12 protein-coding genes are annotated in these 15,843 nt (G+C 35.8%); 9 read left to right on the top strand and 3 right to left on the bottom strand.

The features are described from left to right. Window positions 1-5: 5 nt before the first annotated feature. From KQI69_RS01170 to KQI69_RS01150, 5 genes are all read left to right on the top strand, one after another. The gene (locus KQI69_RS01170) at window positions 6-1,469 is read left to right on the top strand and encodes an ABC transporter permease subunit (protein WP_216563453.1); all 1,464 of its coding nucleotides are present in this window, start codon (window positions 6-8) and stop codon (window positions 1,467-1,469) included. A gap of 14 nt (window positions 1,470-1,483) precedes the next feature. Continuing rightward, complete coding sequence (locus KQI69_RS01165; protein WP_216563452.1) at window positions 1,484-2,452, top strand: carbohydrate ABC transporter permease; 969 nt, start codon at window positions 1,484-1,486, stop codon at window positions 2,450-2,452. Window positions 2,453-2,588: 136 nt separating this feature from the next. Continuing rightward, entirely contained in the window at window positions 2,589-3,374 is a 786-nt protein-coding gene (locus KQI69_RS01160) for a YesL family protein (protein WP_216563451.1), read from the top strand. A 190-nt stretch (window positions 3,375-3,564) separates the two neighbouring features. Continuing rightward, the gene (locus KQI69_RS01155; RefSeq protein ID WP_216563450.1) at window positions 3,565-5,277 is read left to right on the top strand and encodes a hypothetical protein; all 1,713 of its coding nucleotides are present in this window, start codon (window positions 3,565-3,567) and stop codon (window positions 5,275-5,277) included. 167 nt (window positions 5,278-5,444) lie between these two features. Then, complete coding sequence (locus KQI69_RS01150; RefSeq protein WP_216563449.1) at window positions 5,445-7,292, top strand: methyl-accepting chemotaxis protein; 1,848 nt, start codon at window positions 5,445-5,447, stop codon at window positions 7,290-7,292. 59 nt (window positions 7,293-7,351) lie between these two features. Here the strand turns inward: KQI69_RS01150 and cbiQ are convergent, their stop codons facing one another. Both cbiQ and KQI69_RS01140 read right to left on the bottom strand, forming a co-directional pair. Further along, a complete protein-coding gene (cbiQ, locus tag KQI69_RS01145; protein WP_216563448.1) occupies window positions 7,352-8,125 on the bottom strand; it encodes a cobalt ECF transporter T component CbiQ in 774 nt (257 codons plus the stop codon). Between the two features lie 19 nt (window positions 8,126-8,144). Beyond that, window positions 8,145-9,155 carry an energy-coupling factor ABC transporter permease gene (locus tag KQI69_RS01140; protein WP_216563447.1) on the bottom strand — a complete coding sequence of 337 codons (1,011 nt, stop codon included), beginning with the start codon at window positions 9,153-9,155 and terminating at the stop codon, window positions 8,145-8,147. A gap of 301 nt (window positions 9,156-9,456) precedes the next feature. Between KQI69_RS01140 and KQI69_RS01135 the strand changes: the two genes are divergently transcribed. Continuing rightward, complete coding sequence (locus tag KQI69_RS01135) at window positions 9,457-10,236, top strand: energy-coupling factor ABC transporter ATP-binding protein (protein ID WP_253288941.1); 780 nt, start codon at window positions 9,457-9,459, stop codon at window positions 10,234-10,236. A 54-nt stretch (window positions 10,237-10,290) separates the two neighbouring features. Further along, window positions 10,291-10,602, top strand: coding sequence for a metal-sensing transcriptional repressor (locus tag KQI69_RS01130; protein WP_216563446.1), 312 nt, complete (start codon window positions 10,291-10,293; stop codon window positions 10,600-10,602). Window positions 10,603-10,721: 119 nt separating this feature from the next. Here KQI69_RS01130 and KQI69_RS01125 read toward each other — a convergent pair whose 3' ends face one another. Continuing rightward, window positions 10,722-12,464 carry a methyl-accepting chemotaxis protein gene (locus KQI69_RS01125; RefSeq protein WP_216563445.1) on the bottom strand — a complete coding sequence of 581 codons (1,743 nt, stop codon included), beginning with the start codon at window positions 12,462-12,464 and terminating at the stop codon, window positions 10,722-10,724. Window positions 12,465-12,624: 160 nt separating this feature from the next. Here KQI69_RS01125 and KQI69_RS01120 point away from each other — a divergent pair, with 160 nt between their 5' ends. Together KQI69_RS01120 and KQI69_RS01115 are read left to right on the top strand one after the other, a co-directional pair. Beyond that, window positions 12,625-13,602: an alpha/beta fold hydrolase gene (locus tag KQI69_RS01120; protein ID WP_216563444.1), complete on the top strand. Its 978-nt coding sequence runs from the start codon at window positions 12,625-12,627 to the stop codon at window positions 13,600-13,602. Further along, window positions 13,603-15,789, top strand: a complete 2,187-nt coding sequence (locus tag KQI69_RS01115) for a M56 family metallopeptidase (RefSeq protein ID WP_216563443.1) — start codon at window positions 13,603-13,605, stop codon at window positions 15,787-15,789. The last annotated feature ends 54 nt before the right edge of the window (window positions 15,790-15,843 follow it).

The following is a 15,843-nucleotide window of genomic DNA, read 5'->3' as shown; positions in this document are numbered from 1 at the left end:
TCATTATGAAAGAAGAAAAAAAAGAAAGGAAAGGTACGTTAGACTATGTCTATATAGTACAGAGAATTATTACTATTTTGGCAATAGTTGCAGCGTTCTTCCCAGCATTCAGTCCATCAAGAATTACTAAATTGATAGACGCAACGATTTCATTATTTACATCGGGTGTTTCATACTCAAGTCTTACTGACGGTGCCAGCAGAGCACTTCGTATGGGATGGGTCGATGAGAGTGTGTTTATAGTATTGTTTATAGGTTCACTTTTACTGATAGTCGGAATTTGTCTTGCAATTGCCGGAGGATGTATGTCTTTGGGAAATCTCAGATTACAGAGATTCGGACTTGTTTTTTCACTTGCAGGTTCGGTAGTTCAGGCAGTCGGTGTTATTCTCTGTTATGTAAGTTATAACATGATTCAGGGCAGTGAAAATGTAAGACGTGTAAAACCTATATTTCCAAGTGGAATGATCATATATGCAGTTTTTGCTGTTATACTTCTTGTTACAACACTTATTCTCATGGCTGGTCTGCCTAAGGCTGATAAGAGTGAGAAGTTTGAAATGGAATCAAAATATAAACTTTTCCTTATGTTTCTTCCGTTTGCAGCACTTGCTTTTGTATTCTGCTACTTACCACTTTGGGGTTGGAGATATGCTTTCTTTGATTACAAAGCCGGTGGAACTTTATCAATGAGCAATTTTGTAGGATTTAAATGGTTTACATACTTATTTAAGAATGCAGCTACAAGACGTGACCTTTTAAATGTTATGAAAAATACACTTGGTCTTAGTGCTTTGAATGTATTTACAAGCTGGGTACCTATGGTATTCGCTATATTCCTTTGCGAGATCAAGAGCCTTAGATTCCGTCGTTTCGTACAGACATTTACAACAATTCCTAACTTCATAAGCTGGGTACTTGTGTATGCTATCGCAATTGCTATCTTCTCTACAGATGGTTTCATTAATACATTTATGAAAGAAATTGGATTACTTGCAGAGGGAGCGCAGGGTAATAACTATCTGATGAGCGATGCACACATGTGGATTAAGATGTGGGCATGGGGTACATGGAAAGGTGTCGGCTGGAGTGCTATTATCTACATAGCAGGTATTTCAGGTATTGACCAGAGTCTTTATGAGGCTGCAACGGTTGATGGGGCAGGAAGATTCCAGAAGATGTGGCATGTAACACTCCCTGGACTTTTACCAACATTCTTTGTACTTTTACTTATGTCAATTGCAAATATTCTTACAAACGGTCTTGACCAGTACCTCTGCTTCTCAAATGCACAGAATGCACAGCATATCAGAGTACTTGACCTTTATGTTTACCAGTTAGGTATGGGAAGCGGTGGAAGTATTCCATTGTCAACGGTTGTAGGTATGTTTAAATCAGTAATATCAGTAGTATTGTTGTTTGTTGCCAATGGAGCATCTAAGCTGCTTCGTGGTGAGAGTATCATATAGGAGGTGAGTACGATATGGCAAAGACAAAACAGGAAAAAGAAGACGCTAAGAGAGAAAGAGAGTACGAAAAGAAACATAAAAGAAAATATCGTCTTACACCTGGTGATATAGTATTTAATATTTGTAACTATATATTCTTTACATTATTTACGATTACATGTATATTCCCATTTTGGTACTTATTCGTAAATACAGTATCAAGAAATGATTATGTACAGAGAGGTATCGTAAACTTCTGGCCAAAGGGATTCAATATACAGAACTATCTTGCTCTTAAAGATGTAGGAGATCTTGGGTCAGCGTTTATTGTATCAGTATCAAGAACTATTCTTGGTACTGCACTCATGGTAGTTGCATCAGCATTTATTGGCTACCTTGTTACAAAGCAGGAAATGTGGCACAGAAGTTTCTGGTACCGCTTCCTCGTTATCACAATGTACTTCAATGCAGGTCTTATACCTTGGTACATGAACTTTGCAATGCTCGGTATGACAAATCATTACTCAGCATATATTATTCCGGCTATCGTGGCTCCGTATAATATCATTCTGGTAAAGACATACATAGAGTCGATTCCAGCAGAGCTTGAGGAGAGTGCATTTATTGATGGTGCTTCATATATGATGGTATTTAGAAAGCTTATATGGCCTCTTAGTAAACCAATCCTTGCAACAATTGCTATCTTCGGTGCTGTAGGACATTGGAATTCATTCCAGGATTCCCTTATCCTTATGTCAGGAAATTCAAAACTCTTTACATTACAGCACAGACTTTACATTTATCTTAACCAGTCATCAAACCTAGGTGCGTTGATGGATGGTGCAGATTCATCTACTGCTAAGAGTGCGATTGAGCAGGCTATGAATACAAAGGTCATTAAGTATACAATTTCAATGATATCAGTTATTCCTATCCTTTGTGTATATCCGTTCATGCAGAGATACTTTGAAAAAGGTATCATGCTTGGTGCTGTTAAAGGTTGATGTTATAAGATATTGCAATTTATATCAAAATTTGATAATCTGATTATAGTTTTTAATAAATGGGTGATTGCGTAAGCGGTCACCCATTAAAAAATATAAGAAAAACTTATAGTCAGATAGGAGGATAAATTTTAATATGTTCAAAAATGGTTTTTTTGAAAGCCCGTTGTACAAATTTGGCACAAGACTCGTGGATGTGCTGGCACTTAACTTTTTATGGCTGTTTTGTAGTCTGCCATTGTTACTTGCACTTATGATTCCAAAGTGGCTGGGGTTATTCTGGATACCGTGCGGTATCATTGGTGCTTTTACAATGGGGGCAGCGTCTGTTGCAGCTTTTTCGATTACATTGAAGATGGTTGATGATGAGGAAGGGTATATTTTTAAACCTTTTTTCAAAGAATTTAAGGCAAGCTTTTTTAAAGGCGGTATAGCCGGTGTGATACAGACATTTGCTGTATATGCTTTATATCTTGATTTTCAGCTTTACCATAATGTCGAAAATTCAAATATAATGTTTTTGATAGTATTTGTTCTTGGACTGTTTTTCTTGTTTACACATTATGTATATGCATATGCACTTATGGGAAGATATGAAAATACAGTTGTGAATACTCTTAGAAATTCATTTACGATAGCACTCAGATATTTCAAAAAAACAATATTGATATTTCTTGTTGTTGCATTTGAATTTATGCTGTTTATATGGTCAAGTACAACAGAGTTTATCGGAATAATAATAGGACCTGTATGTATTATGTTTACGATAAGTGGAATGGCAAAACCTATATTCCTTCAGATTGAGAAAGATAACGGCGGTGGAGAAAATGAAGATGAAGCCGAAGATGACATTGATTTATCCGAATATGAAAATATTGATTATGAAAAACTTGCTAAAAAAGCGAATGAAAATGAAAAATAATTAAGAAAAATAAAAAATGTAGAAATTATGGGATATATCTTCAAAAAAAGTGAGGGTAATAAAAGTGCTTAAAAATATTGCACATTCTTTCTTTAAATTGTAAAATATACACATAGGAATTAAGTAATGATCAGTGTTGTGTTGTGCACGGGTCAGAGAGTTAATATACAACACAGAAAAGAGGAAAATTATGAGAAAATCTGCATTTAGTAAAAAAATGCTTTCTGTATTGCTTGCAGGCAGTATGGTTGTTGGTTCTACATCAATGCTTACAGGATGTGGTACAAAGAAAAAAAGTGGTGTTATAAAATTAGATGTGTATAGTCAGTTAGCAAACACACAGGGTATGCAGACAGGCTGGGGCGCAGATATACTTAAAGAGAAGTTCAATGTTGAACTTAATATTATTCCTGATGCTGATGGTGTATACCAGACACGTGCTCAGAATGGTAACCTTGGAGATATCGTTATCTGGGGTAGTGACTCAAAGGATTATGTAGATGCCGTTAAGAATAATCTTCTTCTTGATTGGAATGAGGATGATCTTCTTACAGACTGCGGACCGTATATTAAGAAACATATGGCTGATGCTCTTAAGAAAAACAGTGGTCTTACAAAAACAATCACAGATGGAGAGAGAGATACTACATATGGTATCGGTCATAGTATTGCCACAAGTAGCAAGGATCATGATGCATTCTTCTATACATGGGATACACGCTGGGATTTATATAAGAAGTTAGGTTATCCTAAGATTAAGGATCTTGATGACTTTAAGGATATGCTTATCAAGATGCATGATATCTGTCCTAAGGATGACAATGGAAATCCTACATATGCTGTTTCACTTTGGTCTGATTGGGATGACGGAATGGTTATGTATGTTAAGTCAACGGCTACAGCTTACTATGGATATGATGAGATGGGTATCGGATTGTATGATCCTCAGACAGGTAAGTTCCATGATGCACTTGAGGATAACGGACCATACCTTAAGATGCTTAAATTCTATAATGACTTATATCGTGCAGGTCTTGTAGATCCTGACTCAATGACACAGACATATGACCAGATGAGTGCTAAGGTTAAGAGTGGTGGTGTATTATTCTCAATCTTCAATTACTCTGGTTCACTTGGATACAATACAGATGCACATCTTAAAAAAGGTAAATACATGTACTGTATGAAACCTGATGAGGCTAAGCCTATCGTTTATGGTATGAATACACAGGGTGGTGACCGTGTTACAACAATCGGTGCTAAGACAGAGTATCCTGATTTATGTATGGAGATCATCAACTACTTTGCAACTCCTGAAGGACGTATGGTATATGGATATGGTCCTAAGGGTGAGACATGGGATTACGATAAGGATGGTAACACATACTTCACAGAGCTTGGTAAGAAGACTCATGCCGATGGTAAGACAAAGATGGAGAAGCATAAGGGATCATTCCAGGATGGACAGATTCAGGCTGCATTCTCTACATGGGCTAACGATGCTGAGAACCCTGATTCAAATGGTGAAACATACAACAGTGATAATTGGAAATCTAATGTTAAGACTCCTGAATACAAGATTCAGCAGGATTGGGTTGACAAGACAGGTTGCAAGAACCTTAACGAGTACATGGAAAAAGGTGGAAAATATGTAGTAGCTCCTGCAACATCTTACTCAGCAAGTGCTAAGGATGATGAATTAAAGACAACATGGTCACAGGTTACAACATCTATCAAAGAGAATTCTTGGAAAGCTATCTATGCTAAGACAGACGCAGAGTTTAATAAGTGTGTTCAGAAGATGAAGAAAGATACAGCATCATATGGATACGATAAGTGTCTCAAGTGGTGTGAGAATGAAGCTGCAACTCGTCGTTCATTAGAGAAGGCATTAACAAACTAATATAAGAATTGTTCTTTATATGAATATTTGCTCCCCCAGCATTGGCATGGGGGAGTTTTGTAGTTAGTGCAAAAATAATTGTTTTAAAACATTGAATTTTTGTGCAATCTGCTATAAAATATTGTTATATAAAATTGAATAATTTATACATATGGAGGTTGAGAGGTATGAAAAATAGACCAAAAATATTTATAAAAAACAACAAAAATATTGAATCAAAGCACAAAACTAAAGAAAACAAAATAAAAACAGAAGATGCTGAAAATACAGGAAACTCAAGTGCAAAAGAAGAAAATGTTGGTGTGCAGAATAGTGGAATAGGGAAGGGAAAATCTATTGTAGTAAGGATAGCGAGCCTTGTTTATACGAGTATTCTGGTTACGGTCGCACTTCTTGCATTACTTGTAATACCATATGTAAAGACATCATTGCAAAGTAATACAAGTGCATCTATGAAAGATGTTACAACGCTATTAGGACAATCTTTTGACAAGCAGATAGACAGAAGTGGAGCAAATATAGTTCTTACACCTATTGCGCTGAGAAATGCATTAGCATCAGTGAAGGTTAATGGGTTATCAAGCAGCTATATGTATATTATCAATGGAAGTGGAAATGTTGCATGGCATCCGAATGAGAAATTGATCGGTGAGAAAATAGGTGTTGATGCCGTACAGAAGATAGTTGATAAGATGGCTGCAAGGGAAAAGACAAGTCCGGGACTTTTGGAATATACTTATAACGGGCAAAAAAAGGTTGCGGCATATTATGTAAGCAGCACATATTCTTTTACATTGGTACTTTGCTGTAATAAAGCAGAGATTAATGCCCCAGTAAATAAGGTGTATATAAGAGCTGGCATAGCTGCGATTATCATACTTATTATTATGGGAACTATAGGAATACTTATTCCGATAAAAATTGCAAAACCGATAAAGGATGTTGTATTCTCGATGAACCGTATGGCAGAACTTGACCTTGCACACAGGGATATAAATATACATAAGGTCGCAAAATACAATGATGAGATTGGTATGCTTGCAAAATCAGCTTTGGTATTGAAAGATGAGCTTGCGTCGATGGCAAAATCTCTTATGGAAAATGGAGCACATCTTGATGATGCATCAAGCTTATTGAAGAGCAGTATCGAACAGGTAGATGATACTGTTTCAAGTATTGAACAGGCTGTTGCTGGCATTGCAGATGGTGCGGGAAGTCAGGCTGATGATACACAGAGTGCAAATGAAAATGTTATAAGTATCGGTAGTGATATAGATAAGTGTACAGATACCATGAGAGATCTTTCGGACACTGTCGAAAAGATGAAAGATATGAGTAATGAGACATCAAAGGTGCTCAAGGAGCTTGTTAAGATAAGTGAAAATACCTCCGAAGAGATTGCAGTATTAAAAGATGAAACTTTCAAGACACATACATCAGCAGAAGCTATCAGAAGTGCGGTTGAGCTTATACAGTCTATAGCAGACCAGACAAGTCTTCTTTCGCTTAATGCTTCTATTGAAGCTGCAAGGGCTGGAGAACATGGAAAAGGATTTGCTGTAGTTGCAAATGAGATAAGGAGTTTATCTGACAGCAGTATGAGCAGTGCTGATGAGATAGAAAGAATTATTTCTGAACTTATGGACAATTCTAATATAAGTGTTAAGAGAATGGAGACTGTAAGTAAAGATGTTGCGATTCAGGTGGATAGACTTGGAAGTACAAGAAAGTCATTTAAAGGTCTTACTGCTGAAACGGATAAAGTTATTGAACTTACAGAGACGATTTCATCTCAGGTAAATGAAATAAATGATGCTAAAAATAATGTAAGTTCAGTTCTGGAAAGTCTTTCTGCTATTGCGGAACAGAATGCAGCAAGTACTCAGGAGACATCGGCTTCTGTTCAGGAGATAGGTTCTTCTATCAATGAAATCAGTGAAAGTGCAATTGCTTTGCAGAATCTGGCTACAGATATGAGTGATTATATTAAGAAATTTAAATTGTATGATAATTAAATAGAAATACTCCATACCGGAATTGTTTTGAGAATTTTTAAAATCGGGTATGGGGTATTTTATGCTTGTGGGGTAGTGGGTTTGTTTTTATCAGGATTTGGAAAATCACCATTAAAACCCCGGAGACTCATAGATACATAGACTTCATCTGCCCGGTCTATGGTTTGCAGCAGAAGCTGTCCGAGGAGTGACCCCCAGTTTTTAATATGTATACCTTTTTGGTTTGGTGCACGAAGAGCATATGCCTGTGTTATGCGGTGGGCTTCTGAGAGCAGGAGAGTGACATATCTGTATGTAAGCATTATCTGTGTCACTATAATCGATGGAACTTTTAGCAGTCTTAGGGCATAACATATTTTTTCTATTGTAGTTGTTGCAATTAGAAGATATGATGCAAATACAGTTAATATGCCTTTTAATGTCAGTGTTAACATCGACAGCATGCCATTTGTGACTCCAAAGTTTTTTAAGATGGTAAGATTTTCGTTAAGTCTGATACCTTGAAATCTGAATATTATATGTCTGTCAAAGAAAGGGTTTAATATGCCGACCAGACAGACAAGAGGTAATACTATTTTAAGGCGTTTAAGACTGTCTTTAAAACTTATGTCTCCGAGAATAAATATAGCTGTCGGGAAGATGGACAGAGTTATAAGCCTGCTTATATCGTATTTGGATGTTGATATAATTGATATGATATAAAAAATTGATACGATGAGCTTGACAAGAGGATGAATGTTGTTTATCCATTTGTCCTGCCTGGCAAGTTCATCTATTTTTGTTATCTCATATATTGCATTTCCTATCTTATTTTTCTGTTTTTTTTCAGTCATTTTTCTTTCCTGTTTATTTTTATTTGTTTTTTCGTTTTTTAATTGATTTTATTATAAGGCATAGGGCTGTGCATAAAAGAAGCACTATGATAGAGCCGGTTATGCCTGAAAATGATGTACCGTTTGCTGCATTTGAATTTTTAAATGTATAATCAGGTAAAAATGATAGTACATCCTGAATAGATGAAAAGAAAGAATGTATTTTATCTGATTTTCCTGCAACATCAGTTGAGCCCGTTAATTTCTGAATAGACCATTCAAGTCCGTCAGGGTGTGATGAGGCAAAAAGTGAGATGATTCCTCCTGTTATAAGCGAGATTATAAAAAGCAGAAACAGTGTTTTTTTGAATGATATTTTGTTTGTGGTATGTTTAGCTGTTGAATTGTTTCCTGTTTCTTCAAGCATCTCGGGACGTGCCTCATATATAAAGATGAGTACGGCAGCAGTAATAAGTCCTTCAATAAGTCCTATTGCAAGATGGATTGGCTGCATGGTTTTCACGAAAACTATAAAAGGAAGTTCTGTGATACCGGAAAGTTTGGTTTCAAGTGAGACACTCAGAGCACCAAACTGAAGAGATATGACAGAGCCGAGAACAGATGCAGCTATAATTTTTGTTTTACTTAGTCCTGATTTTTTGAACGGTTTCCAAATGAGAAACCAGCCGATAAAACAACCGTAAAATGCCATATTCCATACATTGCATCCAAATGCAAGAAGGCCTCCGTCAGCGAAAAAGAGACACTGAATGAGCAAGACTCCAATGAGTGTCAGAAAAGCTGCGTATGGACCTAATAATGCTGTCAGAAGCATACCACCGCACAAGTGACCGCTTGAACCTGTTCCGGGAATCGTAAAATTTATCATCTGGGCAGCAAAAACAAATGCACCCATTACACCCATAACAGGAATTTTTTTGCTGTCATTTTCAAGGTGAATATTTTTGACTGAATAAGAGGCAACACCTGCCGAAAGTGCATACATTGTTCCGGCAACACCTGCTGATACAAGTGCATCTGCCATATGCATATAAATCACTCCAATCTAAAGATATTTAGTATAAAACAAAAAAAGCATCTGAACTTTGAACATCGTTGTTCCGATACTTTATACTGTCTGGATTGTTTTCATCTTATAAAAGATTAACATATTTTTACATATTGTGTAAGCTACCTGGGGGGATATTTTTGAAAAGATTAAAAATAAAATTTTTAATCTTTTTATATCATAACTATGTGGAAATGATATATAAAATCTGATATTATTTAAGAACAAAAAGTAAATGTAAAAATAAAGTAGATTAAAATTAAGATTAGTAATGAGAAATTGTATGCTTTATAAGAAACGGGTGGATAGTAAGATGGCAAATGATATAAGTATTGAGGTGAGAGATGTTAGTTTCAGATATGAATCTGGAAATGAAATATTAAAGAATATTTCGATAAGTGCATATGGACAGGAAAATATAGGTCTTATAGGAGCAAACGGAGTGGGAAAGTCAACGTTACTCAGGCTTCTTATCGGTTTGAATTTAGGATTTGACGGTGAGATAGAGATTGAGGGTATGCCTGTTATCAAGAAAAATCTTGCAAGGATAAGAGCGAAGATGGGATATGTATTTCAGGATTCGGAAAGTCAGCTTTTTATGTCAAATGTTTATGATGAGATAGCATTTGCACCTAGAAATTATGGGCTGAATGAGAAGGAGACAAAACAGAGGGTTGACAATGCACTGGATAGTATTCATATTGGATATCTGCGTGACAGACAAACATATAAATTGTCGGGCGGCGAGAAAAAGATGGTGTCGATAGCGACTATTCTTGGAATGGAACCTGATATAATACTTATGGATGAGCCGTCGATAGCACTTGACCCTGCAAACAGAAGAAATCTTATAAATATTTTAAATAATACAAAACAGCTTAAGATAATTGCTTCGCATGATCTTGATATGGTACTTGAGGTGTGTGACAGGGTTATTTTGATGTCGGATGGCAGGGTGATAAAGGATGCAGCTACAAGGGAAATTTTGACAGATGAGAAATTACTTGTTAGTGCGGGACTTGAACTTCCGTTATGTATGCAGAAGCCAAAGTGGAGAATGTGAATTTACAGAATCAGAATCTGGAAAAATTGGTGGTGTAAATTGTGGAGGAATATAATGGACGGAGATAAAGAGAGCATTGAAAATAGTTATGGCAGCCACACGCACAGTCATACACAGACAAAGGCTGTTTTAAACAGATTATCGCGTGCAATTGGTCATTTGGAGTCGGTGAAGCGTATGGTAGAAGATGGAAGGGATTGTACGGAAGTGCTTATACAGCTTTCGGCTGTAAAATCAGCTATAAACAATACAGGCAAGATTATTTTAAAGGATCATATAGAACATTGTATTGTTCATGCTGCAAAAAATGATGATGAAGAAGCAATACGCCAGTTGGAAGAAGCAATTGATAAATTTATGAAATGATCTTTATGGTTATTGCATTTAATATAGGCAAATTAAATTTTTGTTTTAATAAAATATGTGGCTGTCGCATTAATGAAAATGTGACAGCCACATGTTTACAAATCTAAATAAAAAGAATATTAAAGTGATATGAATCTGTCTGCTTCGGATTTTAATTCGTCGGCAATCTGTTCGTTTATAGTCATTTTCCCTGAAATATCCTCAATGCTTGATACAAGATCAGTTGTATTTGTTGCAACTGTTGTAATTCCATTTGAACTTTCTTCGACTGCGGTCGAAATACCATCAAGGGAATCAGATACATTTGTAATAGCTGTTTTGATAGCTGATGCCATATTGTTAAATTTGTTGACTATTTCAGAAACATGTTCAGCATCATCATTATATTGGTGACCTGACTTTACAAATCCGACATAGTCTTCCATAACATTGTTTGTTATGTACTCTATCATTTGATTTGAATTTTCGGTTAATTCCTTTACAGCTATGATAACCATTCCGTTTATATTCTGAATGTTGTTGGCAGCCTCCCGGCTTGAGTCTGCGAGCTGGCGGATTTCATCTGCTACAACGGCAAATCCTTTTCCAGCTTCCCCGGCTCTTGCAGCTTCAATAGAAGCATTTAAAGCAAGAAGGTTTGTCTGGCTTGAGATATTTAATATGTCTTTTGTAAGATCATTAACCTTGTCTACACTCTTGCTTTCTTCAATTGCGGTTTCAAGACTTTCAATAATTCCACCTATTATCTGGTTTGCAGTATCACCATTTTGAATGGCTGTCTGTTCAAGTTCACTTGCACGCGTTTTCATTTCGTTTACATATTCAAGAAGTTTTGCTGATTCGTCTGAAAGTTCTGAAATGCTTGAATCGACATTTCCGGCATTATCATTTACAGATATAACAGTAGCAGATACTTCTTCCATAGATGAAGAAAGTTCCTGCATAACTGCGGATATATCACATGAGTTGTCATTTGCCTTTATGACCTTGTCAGAAACTGTTCCTACAATATCTTCAAGTTTGTCAGTGTTTGAAGTGATTTTTTTCATAATATTCTGCAAGGTTTCAATAAAGTGGTTTATACTTGTACCTATGGCACCAATTTCATCCATGCCATGAATGTGAATTCGTTTTGTGAGATCACCTTTGCCGGCATTTATCTCGTCAATGATTTCAGAGAGGTCTTTGTTCATGCGTGCAACGGGACGACAGACAGCTTTATAGCAGATGAAAAGTACATCCAATCCGAGTAATAAGCCTATTACAAGTAATGTTATACCGCTTATCTGACTTGTCCTATAAACCTTTTTCTGCTCAAGTACACCATTATCCATGGCTGTCTGATTAGCTTTTTGCATTTTTTCGATATTTTGTTCAATTTTTGATGACTGCGTCATAAGCGTATCATTTGCCATCTGTGAGGCTATGATACCCTGACCGGATTTGCTTGCATTTATTGCTGTTTTATAGTCTTCAAGGTACTGCTTATAATTTTGTTGAAATTCGTTAAAACTTGTAGTTTCTTCGCCGTTATTGAGTGTTTTCTTATAACTAATGCAAAGCTTAGAGATTTCACTCAATGTGTTTTTGTAATCCTTTACAAGAGTACTTTTGACGGTATCATCGGTGGCTATACAATGTTTATAGATAATACCGTTTAACTTTTCAAAGTTTTCAGATATTTCTCCGAGTTTTACAAGGCTTGCGGAATAATTGTCAGTAATCTCCTGACCTACGCTTAGCATATTATTTGCTATTCTTATTGTTGTTACGCTTGATAATACAAGAAGTGCTATAATAACAGCAACGGGTAACATTATTTTGAATTTTATACTTACATTTTTAATGTTTTTAAAATTCATAAAAGTTCTCCTTTCTGATATTGTACATACATTTTACAATAAAATTCACATTAAATAAATACACAATTACAAATAAATATGGTATTATTCAGACAAGTTATTACATGAAAAATCAGAGTTTGGCTAAAATAAAAATATGCTTTAGAACAAGGAGAATATTATGGGTGATATGTATATAAAAGATAGTAGATTTATTGATGATATGGAAAAAATAGTAGTTCCTAAACTTTCAAAAGTAAAGGAGATGGGTTTTTATAATACAAAAGATAGTAAGAGACTTTATTATGAGAAGTTTATAAATCCTGACGAAAAAGCTGTTGTTGTTATTTCACATGGATTTTGTGAATTTGCAGAAAAATTTGAGGAAGTCATTTATTATTTTTTCTGTAAGGGGTATTCTGTTTACATTCCAGAGCACAGAGGGCATGGAAAGTCTGACAGGGAAGTAGATGATCTTTCAAAGGTGTATGTGGAAGATTTTAATGAATATGTGAGCGATTTTGCCGGATTTGTGAGTGAGATAGTTAAAAAAGAGCGTGGTGATAATAAGTATATTTTATATGCACATTCTATGGGGGGAGCAATTGGGGCTCTTGTTTTAGAGCAGTATCCGCATCTGTTTGACTGTGCAATCTTAACTTCACCGATGCTTAAAATGAAGTACGATGGAATGCCGGAGATAGCAGCAAGGATTTTGAGGATTTATGCAGCATTGTTTCCGGTTGGGAAAAAGTATGTTCCGGGGCAGAGGGCATTTGATGGGCAGAGAGAAGCTGATTATGGGTGCTGTACCTCAGGGGCACGCTATGAATATATTTTTAGAAAGCGTGAGAAAAATGAGAGATACCGCATGAATGGTGCGACATACGGCTGGAGTGTGGGCGCGATGAATGGGGTTAGAAAACTTCAGAGAGAGGCAAAAAGAGTGGATATTCCGGTATTGCTGCTTCAGGCAGACAATGATATGGTTGTAGATAATAAGGGGCAGAATAAATTTGCAAAGGCAAATAAAAATGTTATTCTCATAAAAATACCTAATTCAAGACATGAGATTTATGGTTCTGATTATAATACCATAAAATGGTATTATGAGGTTATTTGGAAGTTTTTGGATAAACAGGTAGGAGGAAAGTCATAAGTGAATATATTGTATAGTTTATTTTATACGGTTTTTTCGATGGCGGTTGTCTCGGTGGCAGCATTGCCGGTAATATTGTTTATAAGGTTTATTATTGTGAACACCCCAAAGAAATTTATCTTGTATTTATGGATGTTATACTTGTTCAGGATGGTGTGTCCGATATCAATGAGCAGTATTTTTTCGGTGTATCCGTTATTTAACAGAAAAGTTCATATTTTTTTGGAGACGGTGGGACTTTCGTTTGTTTCAGAAGGAGGAACATTAAAGGGTTGGTACAGCGTTTTTTCAGAACCGTTTACGGTAAATATGAATTTTGCTTTCTGTAGTGTTTTGTGGGCAGTGGGAGTTATATTTATATGGTGTTATACATTTGTAAAGCAGATGCGTATAAAGAAGTGGCTTGCAAAATCACAAATGCTTGGTGAAGATATATATCAGTATCAAAAATTAAATATACCCGTTATGACAGGGATTTTCAGACAGAAGAAGTATATTCCGGGGAAGATAAAGGTTGCTGAGGCCAAATACATACTGAAGCATATGGATATACATAAGGAAAGACATGACGGAATATTTAGAATTATGGCATTTATTATTACATCAATTCAATGGTTCAATCCTCTGATGTGGATTTCATATTATTTTATATGCAGGGATATTGAGTCTGCGGCAGATGAGGACACCATTAGTTATTTTGGAATTGATAAAAAAGCTGAGTATGCTCAGGAAATTATCAATATGGATAAAGGAAAAAAAGTTATAAATCCATCATTAGTTACATTTCAGGAGAATTATCTTGAAGACAGAGCGTCTAAAATGCTTTATCAGAATAAGATAAAGAAAAAGGACAGGCAGATAGTTATTCTGTTATGTCTGCTTATTTTTATATGGTGGTTTATGGTAAGACCGCTTCAGTTATTGTGGAATGGTGGTTTGTGGGATGGTAAGGGAAATGTATCTCAGGTTACGGCTACAAATGAGCCGCTGTTTTCAGAAAATGAGCAAATGGTAGTGGCAAAAATATCAGTTAAAAATTCTGACGGGCTTGAGCAGGTTGTAAAAGTCATTATGACAGATGGAGATGAAAGTGATGAAGGATACGATGGGGCATTTAGTATCGTTCTTGAAGATAGTACCGGAAACAGGCTTGCTGAAGAAAAACTTGATAATCTGTATTTGACTGGTGGGGAGAATAAGCTTCACTTTAACAAAGGATTTGAGATATACATATCGGATTACAACGGTGATAATGTAAATGAGATTGCCATAGGGCAGGAGATAGAGGTTTCGGAGTCTAATGTGGAAACGGCAATAGCAAAAAAGCCAAGTAGTAAAAAGGAAAAAAATATAACGAATCTGCAGGAATATTATCTGTGGAATATAGAGGGAAATACATTGCAGCGTGTATCAGAACCTATATACCTTACAGGAAAAACTGGGGTGCAGGCAAATTCATGTGAATTTAAGATACCTAAAGATACCACAGGTGTTATTAAGAGTAAAATTGCAGGAAATAAGATATTTTATGTGTGGGATGGTGACAAAAAGATTTTTGCAAGAAAAGAACTGACGAATGAGCAACTTAAGGAGTATAAGAATGTGGATGCTTCAAATGAAAATGAAGAGACAACACATTCATTGAAAAATTCATCAGAAAGAGAGGTTATAAAGGTTATTACCCAGAAGGACAGTACGGGTTCAGAAGAAATTAAGTCAATTGAGATTACACCTGACGGGGTAAGCAAAACATTTAGTAACATTAAAGGGTATTATTGTGACATACAGTGGGCGCAGACTACAGATAATAGTGAGCGATATGCAGTTCTTACATACAATGGAACAAAATCGCAGACATTTGTGATTTTTGATACAAAGCTTAAAAGTGTATATTATAAGCAGGAAGACGGTAACAGCGTGTTAAGTAAGGTTTTTAAGCAATATAATGGTGACAGTATAAGTTTTGATGAAAATGACATTGTTGTTTACACACTGCAGGAAAAAGATAAAGATATACTTAAAATAGGATTTGCTGCAAATGCAAAAAACAATGTCACCGTTAAGGGAAGTTATAAATATGATGTTGAAAGTGAAAATCAGTATGAGTTCAGTTATTCTCAGGGTACCAATAACTCGGAAAATTCTGATAATAACAGTGATTCGGATGATACACTTACAATAAACTAAGTCAAGCGGATATTCGCAATCCGCTTTGCTACTTGCTCATAACACTATTAGCTG

Origin of the sequence: Eubacterium sp. MSJ-13 (genome assembly GCF_018918235.1) — a bacterium.
Lineage (GTDB): Bacteria > Bacillota > Clostridia > Lachnospirales > Lachnospiraceae > Butyribacter.
Note: the sequence above shows the minus strand (reverse complement) of the source record. Positions and strands in the feature narration are given on the sequence as shown.